The organism is Vibrio sp. 10N.286.51.C3, from assembly GCF_003050065.1.
Taxonomy (GTDB): Bacteria; Pseudomonadota; Gammaproteobacteria; order Enterobacterales; family Vibrionaceae; genus Vibrio; species Vibrio crassostreae.
This window is the reverse complement of the sequence record NZ_PIGC01000009.1, coordinates 189,868-209,511: the sequence shown is the minus strand read 5'-3', so window position 1 is coordinate 209,511 and position 19,644 is coordinate 189,868. Positions and strand designations below refer to the sequence as shown.

Here is a 19,644-nt window from a genome sequence, read left to right as displayed (position 1 = left end):
CAGTTACAGCTTAGGTGTTTCAGATGGTGGAGTGATTGCATCACTTTCAACAACCTTAACTTTGGCACCGTTACTTAGACGTACTTGGCCAGAAGTTACAACCGTATCGCCGGCTTTAACGCCTTCAAGGATGTGTGCAATATCAGCTGTACGCTCACCTACTTTTACAACATGTTGAGCAACACGTTGAACGCCGTCTTCTTCAGTCAGGATGTAAACATTGTCACCGTATAGAGTGAAAGTAATCGCCGTTTGAGGCAGAGTTACTTGGTTCTCTAGTTTAGGCAGAATGATGTTAGCGCGAGCGAACATACCGCTACGAAGCTTGCCATCATTGTTTGGAATGTCTGCTTGAACTTGGATAAGACCACTTTGGATGCTTACAGCTGGTTCAATTGCACTGATAGAGCCTTCAAACGGTGTCTCTGGGTAAGCATCAACAAAGATGTCGATAGCCTGACCAACATTGATACGAGAGATATCTGTTTGAGAAACTGTGAAGCGCAGACGCATGACACTGGTATCTTCTAAACGAACGATATCGGTACCCGATTGTAGGTATTGGCCTAGGTATACGTTACGAATACCAACAGTACCGTCGAATGGCGCGCGAATTTCACGACGCTCGATCGATGCTTTTAGGCTTTCAATGTCAGCAGATAGAGAGAAGTAGTTCGCTTCTGCTTCATCGTACGCTTCTTTAGAGATAGAACCTTTCTTGAATAGACCTTGGTAACGCTTGTATTTTGCTTTCGCAGCAGGCAAACGAGCTTCAGAACTCTTTAGGTTTGCTTTCTCTACGTCAGAATCAAGACGCACCAGTTGCTGACCACTCTTAACATCAGTACCTGACTCGAAAGAGATCTGGTCAATAACACCGCTGGTCTCGTTCGCTAGTGTCACACCTTGGTTAGGTTCGATGAAGCCGATAGCTTCAATCACTGGAACCCAGTCGATCGGCTGAACTTCAGTTACCGTTACTGGAAACTCTGGTTCAGGGCGGTTGGCCATATACTCAGCAATTTTTTGTTGTTTGAACATGTTAAACCCAATAACGCTGCCGAAAAGTAGTACAGCGATGAGTAACATGAAGAAAGTCCACTTTTTCATTATGGTCAAAACTCCGATCTAGTGTTTAATTATTGCGTCCCAACTGGCTTCGATTGCAGATTCTAGTTCTGCCTCATCAAGTTGGTAAAATCCTAAAGAATGCTTGCGTGCTAGAGAAACACTAGCCGCCAAGCTCAATCCACCTAATACTTCATTGTTAAGTGGTTTAAACAATCCTTGTTCCTTCCCCTCATTAAATAGCAGCTCAACTTGGGCAAACATTTTACGTTCTAGTTCCCTGAAGTTTAGGCTATTTGTGATGGGTAGAGAGTCATACTGAACTCGATTTTTTATTGCGGCTAAATTCGTTCCTGCTAAGTTCCATATGTTCAACCACATAGTACGGTAGCGTTGTTTAATTGGATCCGAATCATTAACCCCTTCTTGAACAGCATCAGCTACTCTTTGAGTCACGAGCATTCGAACATCTTCTATCAAGTGCTCTTTATCATCGAAGTAGCGATAGATAGTGCCTGCAGCCACTCCCGCTTCTTTGGCTAATTTTTGCATTGAAAGGCCTTGGAAACCGACCTCTGCAATTAGCTTTTCAGCTGCAGAAAGTATTTGCTGGCGTTTATCCCGAGGTGCATGAGTTGTCATTATTCCATCACCAGTGAATGAACGTTCATTCATTATAGCCTAAGAACCACACACATGTGCAACAAAGTTTTACACAAGCAGCGTAAAAATCTTGTATAAGAGAACGTAGCATTCGAGGTGTTGCAGCATTATTATAAGCGCGCAATTTAATTCGCTCCTCTAGACCAAATTGAGAACCAAATGAAACTGAACCCAAGACAAGATGAAGCCGTGAAATATGTTTCGGGGCCCTGCTTAGTATTAGCGGGCGCTGGATCCGGTAAAACACGTGTTATCACGAATAAGATCGCTTACTTGGTTCAAGAGTGTGGCTATAAGGCGCGTAATATTGCAGCGGTAACCTTTACCAATAAAGCGGCACGTGAGATGAAAGAGCGTGTTGGTCAAACCTTAGGTAAAGGTGAGTCGAAAGGACTTATTGTTTCGACGTTTCACACCATGGGCCTAACTATTATTCGTCGCGAGTACAAAGCACTGGGCTTAAAAGCTGGCTTCTCTCTGTTTGATGACCAAGATCAGTTAGCTCTGTTAAAAGAGCTAACAGAGAGACAGATCGATGGCGATAAAGATTTATTGCGTGCATTGATGAGTGCGATTTCGAATTGGAAGAATGACATGCTGACGCCAGATCAGGCGAAAGCTCGAGCTCAAGGCGAACAAGAACAGCTTTTTGCATTCTGTTTTGAGATGTACCAGAAACAGATGAAGGCATACAACGCGCTCGATTTTGATGATTTGATTGCGATGCCTGTATTGTTACTGAAAACCAATCAAGAAGTGCGTGAGCGCTGGCAGTCGCGTATCCGCTATTTACTGGTCGATGAATACCAAGATACCAATACTAGCCAGTATGAGTTGGTTCGTCTGCTTGTTGGAGAGCGTGGTCGCTTGACGGTAGTAGGTGATGATGACCAATCTATCTATTCATGGCGTGGCGCAAAACCGCAAAACTTGGTGTTGCTGGGTGAAGACTACCCGAACCTTCGCTTGATCAAACTCGAGCAAAACTATCGCTCAACCAGTCGAATCTTACGTGCGGCGAACATCTTGATCGCTAACAACCCACACGTTTATGAAAAGTCACTGTTCTCAGAGATCCCAGATGGTGAAAAGCTCAAGGTACTGAATGCCAAGAATGAAGAGCATGAAGCAGAGCGTATTACCGGTGAGATCATCGCTCATAAGTTTTTGAACCGTACTGAATATAAAGATTACGCAGTGCTTTACCGTGGTAACCACCAATCGCGCTTGATTGAAAAAGCCTTGATGCAGAACCGTGTGCCTTACAAGATCTCTGGCGGTACTTCTTTCTTTGCTAGAGCAGAAATTAAAGACATTATGGCTTACCTACGTGTATTGGTGAACCCAGATGATGACAACGCCTTCCTGCGCATTGTAAATACACCGCGTCGTGAGATTGGTCCGGTGACGCTTGAGAAATTAGGCAGTTACGCCAATATGCGTGGTAAGAGTCTGTTTGAAGCCAGCTTTGAGATGGGCTTAGAGCAGACACTGACGGGACGTGGTTTAGAAAATCTACGCCGTTTCGGTGACTGGATTGTTCGTATCTCAGATAATGCTGAGCGTGGTAATACGGTTGAAGCCGTTCGCTCTTTGGTTCGTGATATCAATTACGAAGATTGGTTGTACGAAACCTCTGCGAGCCCGAAAGCCGCTGAAATGCGAATGAAGAACGTCTCTGATCTCTATAGTTGGATTGTGGCCGATCTTGAGGGTGACAACTACGACAAAGAAGAGAAAACCCTACGCGAGGTGGTTCAACGTTTAACGCTGCGCGACATGATGGAGCGTGGTGAAGATGACGACGACGCAGACCAAGTTCAATTAATGACATTGCACGCATCGAAAGGCCTAGAGTTCCCGTATGTATTTCTGATGGGTGCAGAAGAGGGCATCTTGCCGCACCAAACCAGTGTCGATGAAGGTAACGTAGAAGAAGAACGTCGTCTTATGTATGTAGGGATTACTCGAGCTCAGAAAGAGCTGACCTTTACTAAGTGTCGTGAACGTCGTCAATATGGTGAATTGATTAAGCCAACACAAAGTCGCTTTCTAGACGAGTTGCCGCATGAGGACGTTGAGTGGGAAAGCGTTAAGAAGCCTCAATCCGCTGAAGAAAGAATGGAAAAAGGGCAGGCACACATTGCGAATATTCGTGCGATGTTCAACAAGAAATAAAGCTCAGCTTTAATAGCACTATATTAGAAGCCAATAAAAAAGGTGACCATGAGGTCACCTTTTTTGAATCTGGCATTTTTAATTACAGATCGGTAAATTACAGACCGGCAATCATGTGCTCGATAGCATCTTTGATTTCATCGTCTGAACAGTCCATACATGAACCTTTCGCTGGCATCGCATTGAAACCGTTGATTGCGTGGTCAGCTAGGATGTCGCGACCTTGAGCAATACGAGGGCCCCAATCTCCAGCATCACCTGTTTTAGGTGCGCCACTTACGCCAGATGCGTGACAAGCGATACAAAAGGTACCGTAAACTGCTGCGCCATCACGAGGGCCTGTTGGTTCTGCGGCTACTGGCTCGCTGCCGACTAGGTAAACTTGGCCAACTGGTTTGATGCGTTCAGCAATTGCATCTTGCTCCGCTTCGCTAAGGCCTGCAGCCATTGCGCCAGTTGAAAAGGTTAAAACTGCGATGACAACGCTTAAAATTCGACGAGACATATCCATTAAACTCACTTTACATTCCCAAGGTAAGTACATGCTTACCAATTTATAGTGTTGGAAGGGTGTTTTGGCTTTAACCAGCAAAGAGCAACTGTTAAACCAATGTAAATAATGGGTGATTATATCCCGATAAGTTGTTGCAATAAACAACAACTTATAAGCTGTGGCGGGTTGTAGTACTCAAATAAGGGGTTTATCACATATTAACTGTCGAAAAAGAGACCAAACAGAAAAAAAAGTTAAAAAAGTACTAGACGGCATTGGGTGATATACGTATTATTCCACTCCGCCGACAGGGCATGCGCCTGTAGCTCAGCTGGATAGAGCGTTGGCCTCCGGAGCCAAAGGCCGAAGGTTCGAATCCTTTCAGGCGCGCCATCCGGTCTCTTACTTCGGTAAGTGAGAAATTGGCACAAAAGAAATAATGGTGGCTATAGCTCAGTTGGTAGAGCCCTGGATTGTGATTCCGGTGGTCGCGAGTTCGAATCTCGTTAGCCACCCCATTCTTTCTTTATAAAATATCGGTAGCTTCGGCTTCCTGTGTTGATTCACTATCCCAAGAATCGATACAAAATTAGTCGGTGAATAGCGCAGCTTGGTAGCGCATCTGGTTTGGGACCAGAGGGTCGGGGGTTCGAATCCCTCTTCACCGACCACTATTTCAATAATCGCTTTTAAGCGGTTATATAAAAAATTAGTGGTGGCTATAGCTCAGTTGGTAGAGCCCTGGATTGTGATTCCGGTGGTCGCGAGTTCGAATCTCGTTAGCCACCCCATTAATTTTGGTAACTTCTTTGAAGTTCCCAGTTTGAGAAATCAAACGAAATGTCTCGGTGAATAGCGCAGCTTGGTAGCGCATCTGGTTTGGGACCAGAGGGTCGGGGGTTCGAATCCCTCTTCACCGACCACCTTAAGAAAGCTCATCAGAAATGATGAGCTTTTTTTTCATCTGTAGATCACAGGTTGGAACCCAAGTGGGGTTCGCCTGATGTTCAAAGGATGTCTCTTCACTGACCGCCTTTATGAAAGCTCATCAGAAATGATGAGTTTTTTTTCATCTGTAGATCACTAGATAGGAACCCAAATGGGTTCGCCTGATGTTCAAAGAATGTCTCTTCACCGCTCACTTAAGAAGCATCATCAGAAATGATGGGCTTTGTTGCATATGTCGTGTCAGTATTCTTCAATTATTGCTTCTCACAGTGTTGAATTGGTCCAGTTCGACTCGCTCCTCTTTAATAAACTCCTTTTAGAAGCAAGAATCCCACCTTCGATCTCCTCGATTATTACGTCTGTACGGAGGTAGTTCATTTATCAAACGGAAAGATCTATATCTAATTTTATATAAAATAACCACTCAATAATTCGACAAATTAATAGGTCTGGTCTAGAGATTTTTGTGAAAAGTTGAATTTGGCCCTTAATCTGCTCACTAACCCATGTATTTGACAGCTTTCTACGCATTTGGTCGTTCAAAACTCCTCAGATTTATTAAGCCTTTCGTTTCTCTGGTTTGTATTTATCAAAAAAATACAAATGGTTAAATGTATGGTTACTTGGCGTGTATCTAGTTGTTTTATTTGTTTAAATTAACAAAGTTAGCGTTTGTTTCTATAGTGTTAATTGTTTTTTGGAATAATTATTTGTTTTTATTGAATGGTAGTGAGATCTGCTTTGAAGCACAGGTTTAACTCTACAAGTAAGCAGTGGTAAGGAGTTTGTGAGTATTTCTTGCCGATAATATAATGTTGATTTTTCTTACTATATGCTCTCTGGGTGAATAGTTATGTGGCACTTTTGCTTGCTAAGCGTTTAATGTCGACTTTTTATCCTATTTTTGTTGCTTTTCTGTGAATTATTTGCCAAATTGTCAACCGTATAAAATATCAGAACAATATTCTGGTAAGAATGGATTCAATTTTGCAGACAGGGCAGAAAGCTGCCAAAGCAGTAGAGGTCTGGTAATGTCACTTTTAGAAGTAAAAAATCTTCGTATCGAATACCCATCTCGTCATGGAGTTCACGCCGCAGTTAAATCGCTTTCGTTCAACATCGAACGTGGTGAGATCGTTGGTGTTGTAGGCGAGTCTGGTGCAGGTAAATCAACAGTAGGTAATGCTGTGATCGATTTGCTGAGCCCTCCCGGCCGCATTGCTAGCGGCGAGGTATTTCTGGATGGCGAAAAAGTCTCTGGCTTATCTCCTGAACAGATGCGTTCTGTTCGCGGCTCAAAGATTGGTTTTATCTTCCAAGATCCAATGACGTCTCTTAACCCTCTATTCACAGTAGAACAGCAGTTAAAAGAGACGATTCATGCCAACATGAAGGTTTCGGATCAAGAAGCCTACCAGCGTTCATTAGACTTGATGAACCAAGTGGGTATCCCACAACCTGAAAACCGTTTAAAGCAGTACCCACACCAGTTCTCTGGCGGTATGCGTCAGCGTGTGGTTATCGCGATCGCATTGGCTGGTGAACCTGACCTTATCATCGCAGATGAACCAACGACGGCACTGGATGTGTCTATTCAAGATCAAATCTTAGGTTTGATTCGCGATCTATGTATTAAGAAAAACGTAGGTTGTATGTTGGTCACGCACGACATGGGCGTGGTATCAAACGTTACCGACCGCGTAGCCGTTATGTATCGTGGTGACTTAGTTGAGTTTGGCCCGACGGCGAAAGTCCTTGGTACTCCTGAACACCCATACACACACAGCTTGATTTCTGCGGTTCCTCGTTCAGACCGCAAACTCGATCGTTTCCCTCTTGTTAGCTACATCGAAGAAGCGCACGAGATGGAACCACTGGATGTGAAAAACCACTGGTTAGGTCAAAGCCAAGATCACCGCGATTACACTGGCCCATTGTTGAACGTTGAGAATGTAAACTTGCGCTTTACCACCAAAGATTCTTTCTTTGAGAGCCGTCGTGAGTACGTTCAGGCGTCAAACAACGTGAGCTTTGAAGTACATGAAGGCGAAACGTTTGGTCTAGTCGGTGAATCAGGTTCAGGTAAGTCAACGATCGCTCGTGTGATTGCTGGCTTGTACGCACCGAATTCAGGCAAGGTAACGTTTGAAGGCGTTGATCTTACTGGTCTTAAATCTGAAAAAGAACGTCGCCCTATGCGTCGTCAAATGCAGATGGTTTTCCAAAACCCTTACACATCAATGAACCCTCGAATGAAGATATTCGACATCATTGCTGAGCCTATCCGATTCCATAAGCTTACGCGCAACGAGAATGAAACTCGTCAGATCGTGAACGACCTGCTAGAGCACGTTGGTCTAGGCGTAATGGCCGGGGTTAAGTACCCGCACGAATTCTCAGGTGGTCAACGTCAGCGTATTTCTATCGCTCGCGCTTTGGCAACTCGCCCTCGTCTTTTGATTTGTGATGAACCTACCTCGGCACTGGATGTGTCGGTACAGGCTCAGATCCTTAACCTACTAAAAGACTTACAAGACGAGCTAAACCTAACCATGCTGTTCATCAGTCACGATTTACCGGTTATTCGCCAAATGTGTGATCGTGTTGGTGTGATGCAAATGGGAGAACTATTGGAAGTCGCGCCAACTGAGCAGCTATTCCAATCGCCTCAGCATGAATACAGCAAACACCTAATTTCTTTAATGCCTGAATTTACAGGTTTAAGAGAAGAAAAAGCAGTGGCACAAGCCGCGGTATAAAAATCAGCAGGCTGGAGTTTAGCTTGCTAACAACAATAAACAGACGCAAATACAACAACTAGGGATCTGGATTCCCGCATGAAGGAGTTATGCAATGAAAACCATGAAAAGCAAATTAGCAGTAGCTTTAATGGCAGCTGGCCTAAGCTTTAGTGCAGCAGCAGCAGATATTACCGTTGGCTACGCAGCTGACCCAGTATCACTTGACCCGCACGAGCAGCTGTCTGGTGGCACACTGCAAATGTCTCACATGGTGTTTGACCCTCTAGTACGTTTCACAAAAGAGATGGATTTTGAAGGCCGCCTAGCATCTAGCTGGGAGCGTGTTGATGAAACGACTTTCCGTTTCAACCTACGTAAAGGTGTGAAATTCCACTCTGGTAACGAACTGACTGCTGATGATGTTGTGTGGACTTTTGAACGTCTACAAGCTTCTCCAGACTTTAAGTCTATCTTCACGCCATACGAAAAAATGGTAAAAGTGGATGACTACACAGTTGAGCTAGTATCAAAAGCGGCTTACCCACTAGTACTACAAACAGCAACTTACATCTTCCCAATGGACAGCAAGTTCTACTCTGGCCAAACAGCGGAAGGTAAAGACAAGTCTGAGCTAGTTAAGCACGGTAACTCGTTTGCTTCGACTAACGTTTCAGGTACTGGTCCTTTCATCGTAACGCAGCGTGAGCAAGGCGTTAAAGTAACGTTCGAACGTTTCAACGATTACTGGGATACAGAAACTGAAGGTAACGTAGACAAGCTAACACTTGTGCCAATCAAAGAAGACGCGACACGTGTTGCAGCACTTCTTTCTGGCGACGTTGATATGATTCACCCAGTAGCACCAAACGATCACAAGCGTGTTAAAAACGCTAAGAACATCGATCTAGTAACGCTACCTGGTACTCGTATCATCACGTTCCAAATGAACCAAAACAGCAACGAAGCTCTTAAAGATGTTCGCGTTCGTCAGGCGATTGTTCACGCAATCAACAACGAAGGTATCGTTAAGAAGATCATGAAAGGCTTCGCAACAGCTGCTGGTCAGCAAAGCCCAACAGGCTACGCGGGTCACAACGAAGACCTAGTTCCTCGTTACGATCTGAAAAAAGCGAAAGAGTTGATGAAAGAAGCGGGCTACGAAGATGGCTTTACGCTAACTATGATGGCTCCAAACAACCGTTACGTGAACGATGCGAAAGTAGCGCAAGCGTCTGCGGCAATGCTGTCTAAGATTGGTATCAAAGTTGATCTTAAGACTATGCCTAAAGCACAGTACTGGCCTGAGTTTGACCTATGTTCAGCAGACATGATGATGATCGGCTGGCACTCAGATACTGAAGATTCAGCTAACTTCAACGAGTTCCTAACTATGACTCGTAACGAAGAGACTGGTCGTGGTCAATACAACTGTTCTGGTTACTCAAACCCAGAAATGGATGCGATTGTAGAAGCTTCTAACACTGAAACTGACCCAGTTAAGCGTGCTGAAATGCTGAAAGGCGTTGAAGCAACACTGTACAACGACGCAGCATTTGTACCGCTACACTGGCAAAGTGAAGCGTGGGGCGCGAAGTCTAACGTAGGTGCAGCAGACGTAGTAAACCCAATGGTTATGCCTTACTTCGGCGACCTAGTTGTAAAATAATCTAGCTTGCTAGAATCGAGAGCCTGAAGCTTTTCAGGCTCTCAAATTATTAAGAAATAGATTTAAGTTTCGGTATTTGGTCTTCCTTCAGTCTGGCTAAATACCTTTTTTAAGACTGAATTTTGTTATCTAGTCGCGGATTTCGATTAGATAGTCATGGATAGATAAGGGGCAAGGAATGGTTACGTTTCTGGTCAAGCGCCTGTTTCAGGCACTGATAGTGATGTTTGTGATCAGTTTGGTGGCGTTTGCCATTCAGGATAACCTGGGCGACCCGTTGCGTGAGTTAGTCGGTCAATCTGTTTCAGAATCGGAGCGTCAAGCGCTGCGTGATGAACTCGGCTTAAATGATCCCTTCATTACAAAATACACTCGCTTTGTGGGCGCAGCTCTACAAGGTGATCTTGGTACTTCATATTTCTTTAAACGCCCAGCTGTGGACGTAATCTTAGATAAACTAGTCGCAACGCTTGAACTTGTGTTTGGCGCTTCTCTGATCATTGTTTGTCTGTCGATTCCACTTGGCGTTTATTCTGCAATACACCCAAAAAGCTTCTTCACTAAACTGGTGATGGCGGGCAGTAGTATCGGCATTTCTGTGCCTGTTTTCTTAACCGCAATCATGTTGATGTATGTATTCTCTATTGAATTAGGTTGGCTGCCGTCGTTTGGACGTGGTGAGACCGCAAACTGGTTTGGTTGGGAGTCTGGCTTCTTAACGATAGATGGCCTTGCGCACTTAGTGCTGCCGAGTATTGCTCTAGCATCTATCATGCTGCCGCTATTCATTCGTCTAGTACGTTCTGAAATGCTAGAGGTTCTTAGCTCTGAATACATCAAGTTTGGTAAAGCAAAAGGCCTAGCGCTGAACAAGATTTACTACCAACACGCTTTGAAAAACACAATGCTGCCAGTATTAACGGTAGGTGGTGTTCAAATCGGTACTATGGTGGCTTACACCATTCTTACTGAAACTGTATTCCAGTGGCCAGGCACCGGCTTCCTATTCCTTGAAGCGATTAACCGAGTGGATACACCACTGATTACCGCATACGTTATCTTCGTAGGTCTTATCTTCGTAGTAACGAACACCATTGTTGACTTGCTATACGGCATCATTAACCCAACAGTGAACATTACAGGGAAAGGAGCATAATCATGGAACAAACAACAACAGCTCCATCTCGTTGGGAGCGATTCAAGCAGTCAGATATTCTGTACTACTTCTTACGCGACAAAGTGGCAATGGTCAGCTTTGCCATCTTTGCAGCCTTCTTAGTGATGGCACTCGCGGCACCGATTTTAGCGCCAACAGACCCGTATGACGTGACGTCTATCGACATCATGGATTCAGAGTTGCCACCATCTTGGATGGAAGACGGCGAAGAACGTTTCTTACTGGGCACTGATGAGCAAGGTCGTGACATCCTATCGACCATGCTTTACGGCTCTCGTCTTTCATTGACGATTGGTTTCTTGGCGGTTGGCCTTCAGCTGACTCTAGGTATCATCATTGGTCTGTCTGCGGGTTACTTCGGTGGTCGTATCGATAGCTTCCTGATGCGTTTTGCCGATGTTCAGCTTTCGTTTTCAACCATGATGGTAGCGATCATTGTCTCGGCTATCTTTAAGGCGAGTTTCGGTAGTGACTTCTACGCGCAATATGCCGTTGTTATGCTGGTGGTGATCATCGGTATTGCTGAATGGCCGCAGTATGCTCGTACGATTCGTGCATCGGTATTGGCAGAGAAGAAGAAAGAGTACGTAGAAGCGGCTCGTGTGATGGGCTTCCGAGCACCTCGCATCATGTTCCGTCATATTCTACCTAACTGTTTATCACCGATTTTGGTTATCTCTACGGTACAGGTGGCAAATGCCATCATGTCAGAGGCGGCACTTTCTTTCCTAGGTTTAGGTCTTCCGGTAGACCAACCGTCACTCGGTGCCCTGATCAGTACTGGTTTTAACTACATTTTCTCAGGAGCATGGTGGATCACGGCATTCCCAGGTGTGCTTTTGGTAACATTAGTTCTAGTTATTAACCTATTAGGCGACTGGTTACGTGACGTGTTTAACCCTAAAATTTATAAAGGGTGATAGCGCGGTTTGATTTTTAGAAAAAAAAGTCACTAAACTAAGAGCCGTAAGCAATTACGGCTCTTTTTTTGCTTAATGGATCTGGAACTTAGTATCATTGATACTGTCAATAATACTTAAAATGGAATTCATGTTTTATCGACATTGATTCGGTAATAATTAACCCGTAAGGGTTTAAGTGGTGGTTATGAAATTGACAATGAATGCTGTATGTCGTGCTGTGATGAGAAATTATCGTATGGGGCTTATCGCTGCATCCCTTTTGGTATCGAGCCAAGTTAGTGCAGAATTGGTTCTATGTGATGCTACTCAGGCAAGCACTAATCAATTACCACAGCTAGAGCAGTCATGTCCGATTGGTAAAGGAGTTTGGGGCAGTAAGGCACCTAAACGTCATTCAGATAACGAGTTGTTCTGGGTTCAATGTGGTCTACTGAACAAGCCTTTGTCACTGAGCCGTGCAAAACCTCTATATGAAAAGATCTCGACTAATGTTTGGATGAAGCCTGAAGGTGGTGACTACCGTTGCTTAATCGGCCCTTACTCGACCTTTTCTGATGCAAGGAAAGACCTAGCTCAAGTACGTAAGGTTCCTGGTTACGGTGAAGCCTTTATTCGTATGGTCGATAAGTCGAAAACTTCATCACGACCTATCGTTGCAAAAACGGCAGAACCAAAAACGGTGAAGCCTAAGGCTCCTGTAAAACCAAAAGTAGAAGCTAAACCTGTATCGAAACCTGTGGCTGCCAAGCAAGCGGCTGTGGTGACGAGCGCTGCTGCTATTCAGACGCTACCAAGTGGTAACGCGAGATTAGATAATGATCTAGAGATCGAGATTCGCGTGAAAGCAGACGTAGCGGGTAGCCAATATGCGATACCTTACCTTCTAGATCATCAACAACAGTTCTACATGGAGCAAGGTAAGCCTTGGAGTCGCCTAGATTACGCCAGTGCTGAGTTAGTGTGTCAGCAGGTCAACATGAAGCTGATGACTGAAAAGCAATGGCAGAGCATCTTAGGTTCGAAGGTAATGGAGAAACAGAACTGGCCAATGCACCTACCTTACTGGGGCGCAGATAAGAAAGGTCTGTTTACTAACGGTAACGTGAATCAACTAAAAGGGTCTTCACTGCTCAATGTGATGTGTGTGAAATAACTCCGACATGCAGTAATACCAAACAAGCCTCAGCTAAAGCTGGGGCTTTGTTATTTTTAAATCTTTCTTTTTCAATGTTGGTCTAAGTTGTTGATGTTTATTTCTTCAAAACGAATTTGATTAAATATCGTTAAAAGTTGTTCAAATAGAGCCGTTGATGCGTAGAAAACCATAACTCAAGCAATAAGGTGATTGAGATTATGAGTTTGAAAAAACGATTAGAAGACGTGGCTCCGCGCTTCGAAGCGGGTGGTAAGTACGAAAAGCTTTACCCAGTGTATGAGGCTTTTGCGACCATCTTTTACACGCCCGGCAACGTAAACCGCGGCATAACCCATGTTCGAGACAGCATAGACCTCAAACGCATCATGATTCTGGTGTGGCTAGCAACTTTTCCCGCAATGTTCTGGGGTATGTACAACGTAGGTCAGCAAGCCGTGATGGGTTTGACTGCTACCTATTCTGGCACCGAGCTAGCCTCTATCATTGACAGCAGTTGGCGCTTATCGTGGGCGTTTGGTAGTGCTGACGCTATAGTCTCCAGTGGATGGGGAAGCCAGATGTTTCTCGGTGCTCTCTATTTCTTACCCGTTTATGCCACGGTATTTGTGGTTGGTGGCTTTTGGGAGGTGTTGTTTGCTGTTGTTCGAAAACATGAAGTTAACGAGGGTTTCTTTGTTAGCTCGGTGCTGTTTGCACTAATCCTCCCGCCAACCATTCCGCTATGGCAAGCCGCATTAGGTATCACCTTTGGTATCGTTGTTGCCAAAGAGCTGTTCGGAGGGACTGGACGAAATTTCCTTAACCCTGCGCTCGCAGGTCGGGCTTTTCTCTACTTCGCTTATCCTGCCAACATGTCGGGTGGCTTAGTATGGGTTGCCGCTGACGGCTATTCAGGCGCGACACCGCTGAGCCAATGGTATGAAGGCGGTAGTTCGTCACTCATCAACAACATGACAGGTGAGGCGATCACTTGGATGGATGCCTTCATCGGTAATATTCCAGGTTCGATGGGCGAAGTGTCTTCATTGCTGATCATGCTAACGGGTGTGATTCTGATTGTGATGAAGATTGCTTCTTGGCGCATTGTAGCAGGTGTGATTGTTGGTCTGGTGGTGACGTCGAGCTTAATGAACTGGATTGGCTCAGAGACTAACTCGATGTTCTCGATGCCGTTCTACTGGCACTTCGTGTTGGGTGGTGTTGCATTTGGTACCTTCTTTATGGCAACGGATCCGGTTTCCGCGGCGTTCACTAATCAGAGTAAGTGGGCTTACGGGATCTTGATTGGTGTAATGACGGTCGGTATCCGAGTGCTCAATCCTGCTTATCCAGAGGGCATTATGCTCGCTATCTTGTTTGCTAACCTGTTTGCTCCGCTGTTCGACTTTGTCGTGAAAGAGCAAAACATTAAACGCAGACAAAAACGCACTGCACGATAATAAATATGACCCAAAAGAAAAAGGCTTGCATTAGTGCAAGCCTTTCTATTTTTATCACGACTGATTTGAAGTTGATTTAACTCCACTTCAAATCAATCTCGAACGGTTGTGTGCTACCACAGTGTTCACCACACATTTCGTCATAAGCACTGTTATGAATTAGAGTTGCCGACGCCACACCTTGATCACTAAAGTGGTCACGTGCTTGATTGACACTCAAAAATTTCATTGGGTGCTGGTGGTCGTCTTTAATTAACTGCTTTTGCTCACCAACGATTTGGTAAGCCAAGTAAATCCCGCCTTCAAATGATTCAATTAGTAGATTCATCACAAACTCCATTTTTCTAGTTAGGTGGATATTGGTGTTACGTCGAATCGAGAACCAAGGTTCAAAGCGGGCATAAAAAAAGCAGTCCCAAGGACTGCTTTTTAAAAGTATCAACTAAAGGTGTTGATTAACGCATAGTTACGAATTCTTCGCTGCCCGTTGGGTGAATCGCCACAACAGAGTCGAAGTCTGCTTTGGTTGCGCCCATCTTCATTGCAACGCCGAAGCCTTGAATCATTTCATCAACAGTGAAACCGATGCCGTGTAGGCCAACTACAGTCTCTTCTTCGCCAGCACATACTAGCTTCATCTTACAAGGTTGACGGTGCTTGGTGACTGCTGTGTACATCGCAGTGAAGCCAGATGTGTAAACCTTGATGTTGTCTTTGCCATACTGCTCTTCAGCTTCTTGAGTCGTTAGACCGATCGTGCCGATAGGTGGGTGGCTGAATACAACAGTAGGAACTAGCTTGTAGTCCATCTTCGCGTTGGTTTGACCGTTGAATAGACGCTCAGAAAGCTGACGACCTGCTTTAACTGCTACAGGAGTTAGCTCGATACCGCCTTCCATGATGTCACCAACACAGTAGATGCCCGGAACGTTAGTCGCTTGGAACTCGTCTACCTTGATATAGCCACGGTCGTTCGTCTCAACGCCAGTTGATGCTAGGTTGATCGCGTCAGTTGCTGGGTGGCGACCGATAGCCCAAATTAGGTGGTCAACGTTTTGAGTGTTGCCGTTCTCTAGGTGTAGAGTCAGTGTGCCATCCGCTTCTTTCACCACTTCTTTAGGCACTGAGTGCGTATGAAGTGTTGGACCTTCTGCTTCCATTACTTCTACTAGCGTTTCGATGATCATTGGATCGAAGCTACGTAGTGGTGATTCTTTACGGCAGAATAGGTGTGTTTCTGTGCCAAGTGCACTTAGTACGCCTGCGATCTCAACTGCGATGTATCCCGCGCCGATAACAGCAACACGTTTAGGTTGCTCCATTAGGTCGAAGAAGCCGTTTGAGTCGATGCCGTACTCTGCGCCTGGGATGTTTGGAATGGTTGGACGACCACCTACCGCGATCAGGATGTGATCTGCAGTGTAGTGTTCACCATTCACCTCAACCGTCTTCTCGTCAACGAACTTAGCAAAGCCTTTGATTACGTTTACTTTGTTGTTACCCAGTACGCGATCGTAAGATTGGTGGATACGACCAATGTACGCTTGGCGGTTTTCTACCAATTTGCTCCAGTTGAAGCCTTTTACGTCAACGTCGAAGCCGTAATCTTCAGAGTATAGATTGATCGCTTCAGCAACTTGAGCGCCGTGCCACATTACCTTTTTAGGAACACAACCAACGTTTACACAAGTACCACCAAGGTCTTGAGCTTCGATAAGTGCAACTTTTGCACCGTGCATTGCTGCGCGGTTTGCTGATGCGATGCCGCCGCTGCCGCCGCCGATACAGATGTAATCAAAATGAGTCGCCATTACTTTCTCCATTTATTGAAGGTTGTAGTCACAGTGAGAGCACCGGATACCTACGTCCTATAGATTCTTAAATTGTCTAATTATTATATTGAGGGCAGATCGGTTGAACTCAATCTCCCTGTTTAAAATTTATTCGTCCACATCACAGTCTGTTGAAGATTCTTCAGTCTATGATATGGATTCGAGATTACTCGGGTACGATCCACTCTACTTTGAAATGACCGGTCGCCGGCGCAATTGCTTCCTTCAAGAATGGAAGAATCTCTTTCATTTGGCTTTCTAACTTCCAAGGCGGGTTAATCACGATCATGCCTGATGCTGTCATGCCACGCTCGTTGGTGTCTGGTGATACGCCAAGTTCGATTTGTAGAATTTTGTTGATGCCTAAGCTTTCGAGACCTTCGATCATATCTTCGATATCACAGCGGTTTACTACCGGGTACCAAATTGCGTAGATACCGGTTGCCCAGCGCTTGTGGCTTTGAGCGATTGCAGTCACGACATCACGGTACTCTTTTGCAAGCTCGTAAGGCGGGTCGATCAGTACTAAACCACGACGTTCTTTTGGTGGTAGGCTGCCTTTTAAGCGTTGGAAGCCATCTTCTTTGTAGATAGATACCTGACGATCGCGGTGGAATTCTTGCTCAAGCAGAGGGTGATCGGCCGGGTGAAGCTCGGTCAGTACCATGCGGTCTTGGTCACGCAGGTGAGCACGTGCAACACGTGGTGAACCCGGGTAATAACGCAGCTTGTCGCCGTTGTTTAGTGTTGAGATAGACTCAAGGTAGCTTTGAATGTCTTCAGGGAGGTCTTTTTGCTCCCACACACGAGCAATACCTTGCTTGTATTCACCGGTTTTTTCAGACCATTCATGCGTTAAGTCGTAACGACCTACACCAGAGTGAGTGTCATGATAAACAAAAGGCTTATCCTTCTGTTTCAAAGAATTAAGAATAAGGCTCTGTACGATATGCTTTACTACGTCGGCATGGTTACCTGCGTGGAAGCTGTGGCGATAACTTAACAAATTAAACTCTCGTAACACTCTCGATTTAGAGTGTGGTTAGTGTAGGTGGGGTTAATCAGACCATTATAACCCTCAATGGACCATAAATTCTCGAACAATTCAGGAGCAGTCGTTCGCAATATGTGGTTAGTTATTGGTTCTACTATTGAAATTTGCCTTATTGGGCACTATTTAATAACTATTCGCAGGTGATTTTTTTAGGGCGAACCTGAGCCTGATGACTGTAAGACGACCTCATTACAAAAAAGACGAAAGTCTCTAAAGCCAAAGGAATGTTTATATGTCTAATCCGCTATTAACCTTCACGGACTTACCTCCGTTTTCACAAATCAAACCTGAGCACGTTAAGCCAGCGGTTGAGCAAGTGATTGAAGCGTGTCGCAACAAGATAGAACAAGTACTTGAAGGTAATACTTCGCCAAGCTGGGACAACCTCGTTGCTCCGATTGAAGAAGTGGATGATCGTTTAGGCCGTATTTGGTCACCAGTAAGCCACATGAACTCTGTTGTGAACAGCGACGAACTGCGTGAAGCGTATGAGAGCTGCCTACCAGTACTGTCTGAGTACGGCACTTGGGTTGGCCAACACAAAGGCTTGTTTGAAGCGTACAAAGCGATCAAGGCGAGCGAAGCATTCTCTGCACTGAACCGAGCTCAACAAAAAACCATTACCGATGCACTGCGTGACTTCGAGCTGTCAGGCATTGGCCTGCCAGCTGACGAACAGCACCGTTACGGTGAGATCAGCAAGCGTCAGTCTGAGCTAGGCTCTCAATTCTCAAACAACGTGCTTGATGCAACCATGGGTTGGAGCAAACAGATCACAGACGTAGCTGAACTGGCGGGTATGCCTGAATCGGCACTGGCGGCAGCTCAAGCGGCGGCCGAATCTAAAGAGCAAGAAGGTTACCTACTGACTCTAGATATCCCATCATACCTACCTGTGATGACTTACTGTGATAACCAAGCGTTACGTAAAGAGTTGTACGAAGCTTACGTAACTCGTGCTTCAGATCGCGGTCCAAATGCAGGCAAATGGGACAACACTGAGATCATCACAGAGCAGCTTAAACTGCGTCACGAGATCGCTCGTATGCTAGGTTTCAGCACTTACAGCGAAAAATCACTGTCGACCAAAATGGCTGAAACGCCAGACCAAGTACTTGGTTTCCTAAACGACCTAGCAGTAAAAGCAAAACCGCAAGGTGAACGCGAAGTTGAAGAACTGCGTCAGTTTGCTGAAAAAGAGTTTGGAGTTTCTGAACTAAATCTTTGGGACATCGCTTACTACAGCGAAAAGCAGAAGCAGAACCTGTTCGAGATCTCTGATGAAGAACTTCGTCCTTACTTCCCAGAATCTAATGTGGTTTCAGGCCTGTTTGAGGTACTGAATCGTGTGTTTGGTATGTCGGTAACAGAGCGTGAAGGCGTCGACACATGGCATGAGTCAGTGCGCTTCTTTGATATCTTTGATGCGACAGGAGCACTGCGCGGTAGCTTCTACCTAGACCTATACGCACGTGAGCACAAACGTGGCGGTGCTTGGATGGATGACTGTCGTGGTCGTCGTATTACTGAATCTGGCGAGCTACAAACACCTGTCGCTTACCTAACGTGTAACTTCAACAAGCCAGTTGGTGATAAGCCTGCGCTATTTACTCATGATGAAGTAGTGACTCTGTTCCACGAGTTTGGCCACGGTATCCACCACATGCTAACGCAAGTAGAAGCGGGTGCAGTTGCGGGTATCAATGGTGTGCCTTGGGATGCGGTTGAGTTACCGAGTCAGTTCCTAGAAAACTGGTGTTGGGAAGAAGAAGCGCTGTCGTTTATCTCTGGTCACTTCGAAACCGGTGAAGCATTACCAAAAGAGATGCTAGAGAAGATGCTAGCGGCGAAGAACTTCCAATCTGCGATGTTTATTCTGCGTCAGTTAGAGCTTGGCCTGTTTGACTTTACACTGCACACAGAATACGACCCAGAAGTGGGTGCTCGCGTACTAGAAACGCTAGCGGATGTGAAATCTAAGGTGTCGGTACTGCCAAGCCTTGATTGGAACCGTTTCTCACACAGCTTTGGTCATATCTTCGCTGGTGGTTACAGCGCAGGTTACTACAGCTACCTATGGGCAGAAGTGCTTTCAGCTGATGCGTTTTCGGCATTTGAAGAAGAGGGTATCTTCAACACTGAAACGGGCAATCGCTTCCTGAATAACATCCTTGAAATGGGTGGCAGTGAAGAGCCTATGGAGCTGTTTAAACGCTTCCGTGGTCGTGAGCCACAAATTGATGCGATGCTGCGCCATGCGGGTATCAGCGCTTAATATTGTGCTGATAAGAATGTAAAAAGAGCCT

General features: G+C 45.3%; 14 protein-coding genes and 5 tRNA genes. 13 read left to right on the top strand and 6 right to left on the bottom strand.

From position 1 onward, the window contains the following. Positions 1-3: 3 nt before the first annotated feature. On the bottom strand, positions 4-1,110 hold the full coding sequence (locus tag CWO27_RS12430) for an efflux RND transporter periplasmic adaptor subunit (protein ID WP_065677334.1): 1,107 nt from the start codon (positions 1,108-1,110) through the stop codon (positions 4-6). An 18-nt stretch (positions 1,111-1,128) separates the two neighbouring features. Then, the gene (locus CWO27_RS12425; protein ID WP_017629442.1) at positions 1,129-1,710 is read right to left on the bottom strand and encodes a TetR/AcrR family transcriptional regulator; all 582 of its coding nucleotides are present in this window, start codon (positions 1,708-1,710) and stop codon (positions 1,129-1,131) included. 180 nt (positions 1,711-1,890) lie between these two features. Between CWO27_RS12425 and rep the strand changes: the two genes are divergently transcribed. Continuing rightward, entirely contained in the window at positions 1,891-3,909 is a 2,019-nt protein-coding gene (gene rep, locus CWO27_RS12420; protein ID WP_107899041.1) for a DNA helicase Rep, read from the top strand. Positions 3,910-4,006: 97 nt separating this feature from the next. Here the strand turns inward: rep and CWO27_RS12415 are convergent, their stop codons facing one another. After that, on the bottom strand, positions 4,007-4,420 hold the full coding sequence (locus CWO27_RS12415) for a c-type cytochrome (RefSeq protein WP_017069626.1): 414 nt from the start codon (positions 4,418-4,420) through the stop codon (positions 4,007-4,009). 298 nt (positions 4,421-4,718) lie between these two features. On the opposite strand from CWO27_RS12415, the gene CWO27_RS12410 reads away from it, so the two are divergent. The 11 genes from CWO27_RS12410 to CWO27_RS12355 all read left to right on the top strand — a co-directional run bounded on the left by CWO27_RS12410 (position 4,719) and on the right by CWO27_RS12355 (position 14,452). After that, positions 4,719-4,795: transfer RNA gene (locus CWO27_RS12410), tRNA-Arg, on the top strand. A gap of 49 nt (positions 4,796-4,844) precedes the next feature. After that, positions 4,845-4,920 (top strand) — tRNA-His (locus CWO27_RS12405). 76 nt (positions 4,921-4,996) lie between these two features. Further along, a tRNA-Pro gene (locus CWO27_RS12400) sits at positions 4,997-5,073 on the top strand. Positions 5,074-5,117: 44 nt separating this feature from the next. Further along, a tRNA-His gene (locus CWO27_RS12395) sits at positions 5,118-5,193 on the top strand. A 55-nt stretch (positions 5,194-5,248) separates the two neighbouring features. Continuing rightward, a tRNA-Pro gene (locus tag CWO27_RS12390) sits at positions 5,249-5,325 on the top strand. 1,056 nt (positions 5,326-6,381) lie between these two features. Further along, positions 6,382-8,109: a dipeptide ABC transporter ATP-binding protein gene (locus CWO27_RS12385; protein ID WP_055318741.1), complete on the top strand. Its 1,728-nt coding sequence runs from the start codon at positions 6,382-6,384 to the stop codon at positions 8,107-8,109. A 94-nt stretch (positions 8,110-8,203) separates the two neighbouring features. Then, entirely contained in the window at positions 8,204-9,757 is a 1,554-nt protein-coding gene (locus CWO27_RS12380; RefSeq protein ID WP_050633914.1) for an ABC transporter substrate-binding protein, read from the top strand. Positions 9,758-9,935: 178 nt separating this feature from the next. Then, positions 9,936-10,913 (top strand): ABC transporter permease, encoded by a 978-nt coding sequence (locus CWO27_RS12375; protein WP_008218600.1) that lies wholly within the window; start codon positions 9,936-9,938, stop codon positions 10,911-10,913. Between the two features lie 2 nt (positions 10,914-10,915). Further along, the gene (locus tag CWO27_RS12370) at positions 10,916-11,854 is read left to right on the top strand and encodes an ABC transporter permease (protein WP_017060135.1); all 939 of its coding nucleotides are present in this window, start codon (positions 10,916-10,918) and stop codon (positions 11,852-11,854) included. 187 nt (positions 11,855-12,041) lie between these two features. Then, a complete protein-coding gene (locus CWO27_RS12365) occupies positions 12,042-13,010 on the top strand; it encodes an SPOR domain-containing protein (RefSeq protein ID WP_107899040.1) in 969 nt (322 codons plus the stop codon). Between the two features lie 200 nt (positions 13,011-13,210). After that, positions 13,211-14,452, top strand: a complete 1,242-nt coding sequence (locus tag CWO27_RS12355) for an NADH:ubiquinone reductase (Na(+)-transporting) subunit B (protein WP_107899039.1) — start codon at positions 13,211-13,213, stop codon at positions 14,450-14,452. A 76-nt stretch (positions 14,453-14,528) separates the two neighbouring features. On the opposite strand, the gene CWO27_RS12350 is transcribed toward CWO27_RS12355, so the two are convergent. The 3 genes from CWO27_RS12350 to CWO27_RS12340 all read right to left on the bottom strand — a co-directional run bounded on the left by CWO27_RS12350 (position 14,529) and on the right by CWO27_RS12340 (position 17,290). After that, complete coding sequence (locus CWO27_RS12350; protein ID WP_333918956.1) at positions 14,529-14,792, bottom strand: DUF6482 family protein; 264 nt, start codon at positions 14,790-14,792, stop codon at positions 14,529-14,531. Between the two features lie 115 nt (positions 14,793-14,907). Next, positions 14,908-16,263, bottom strand: a complete 1,356-nt coding sequence (gorA, locus tag CWO27_RS12345; RefSeq protein WP_102432224.1) for a glutathione-disulfide reductase — start codon at positions 16,261-16,263, stop codon at positions 14,908-14,910. 187 nt (positions 16,264-16,450) lie between these two features. Continuing rightward, complete coding sequence (locus CWO27_RS12340) at positions 16,451-17,290, bottom strand: 23S rRNA (adenine(2030)-N(6))-methyltransferase RlmJ (RefSeq protein WP_102432223.1); 840 nt, start codon at positions 17,288-17,290, stop codon at positions 16,451-16,453. A gap of 280 nt (positions 17,291-17,570) precedes the next feature. Here CWO27_RS12340 and prlC point away from each other — a divergent pair, with 280 nt between their 5' ends. Then, on the top strand, positions 17,571-19,613 hold the full coding sequence (prlC, locus tag CWO27_RS12335) for an oligopeptidase A (protein WP_102432222.1): 2,043 nt from the start codon (positions 17,571-17,573) through the stop codon (positions 19,611-19,613). Positions 19,614-19,644 lie beyond the last annotated feature (31 nt).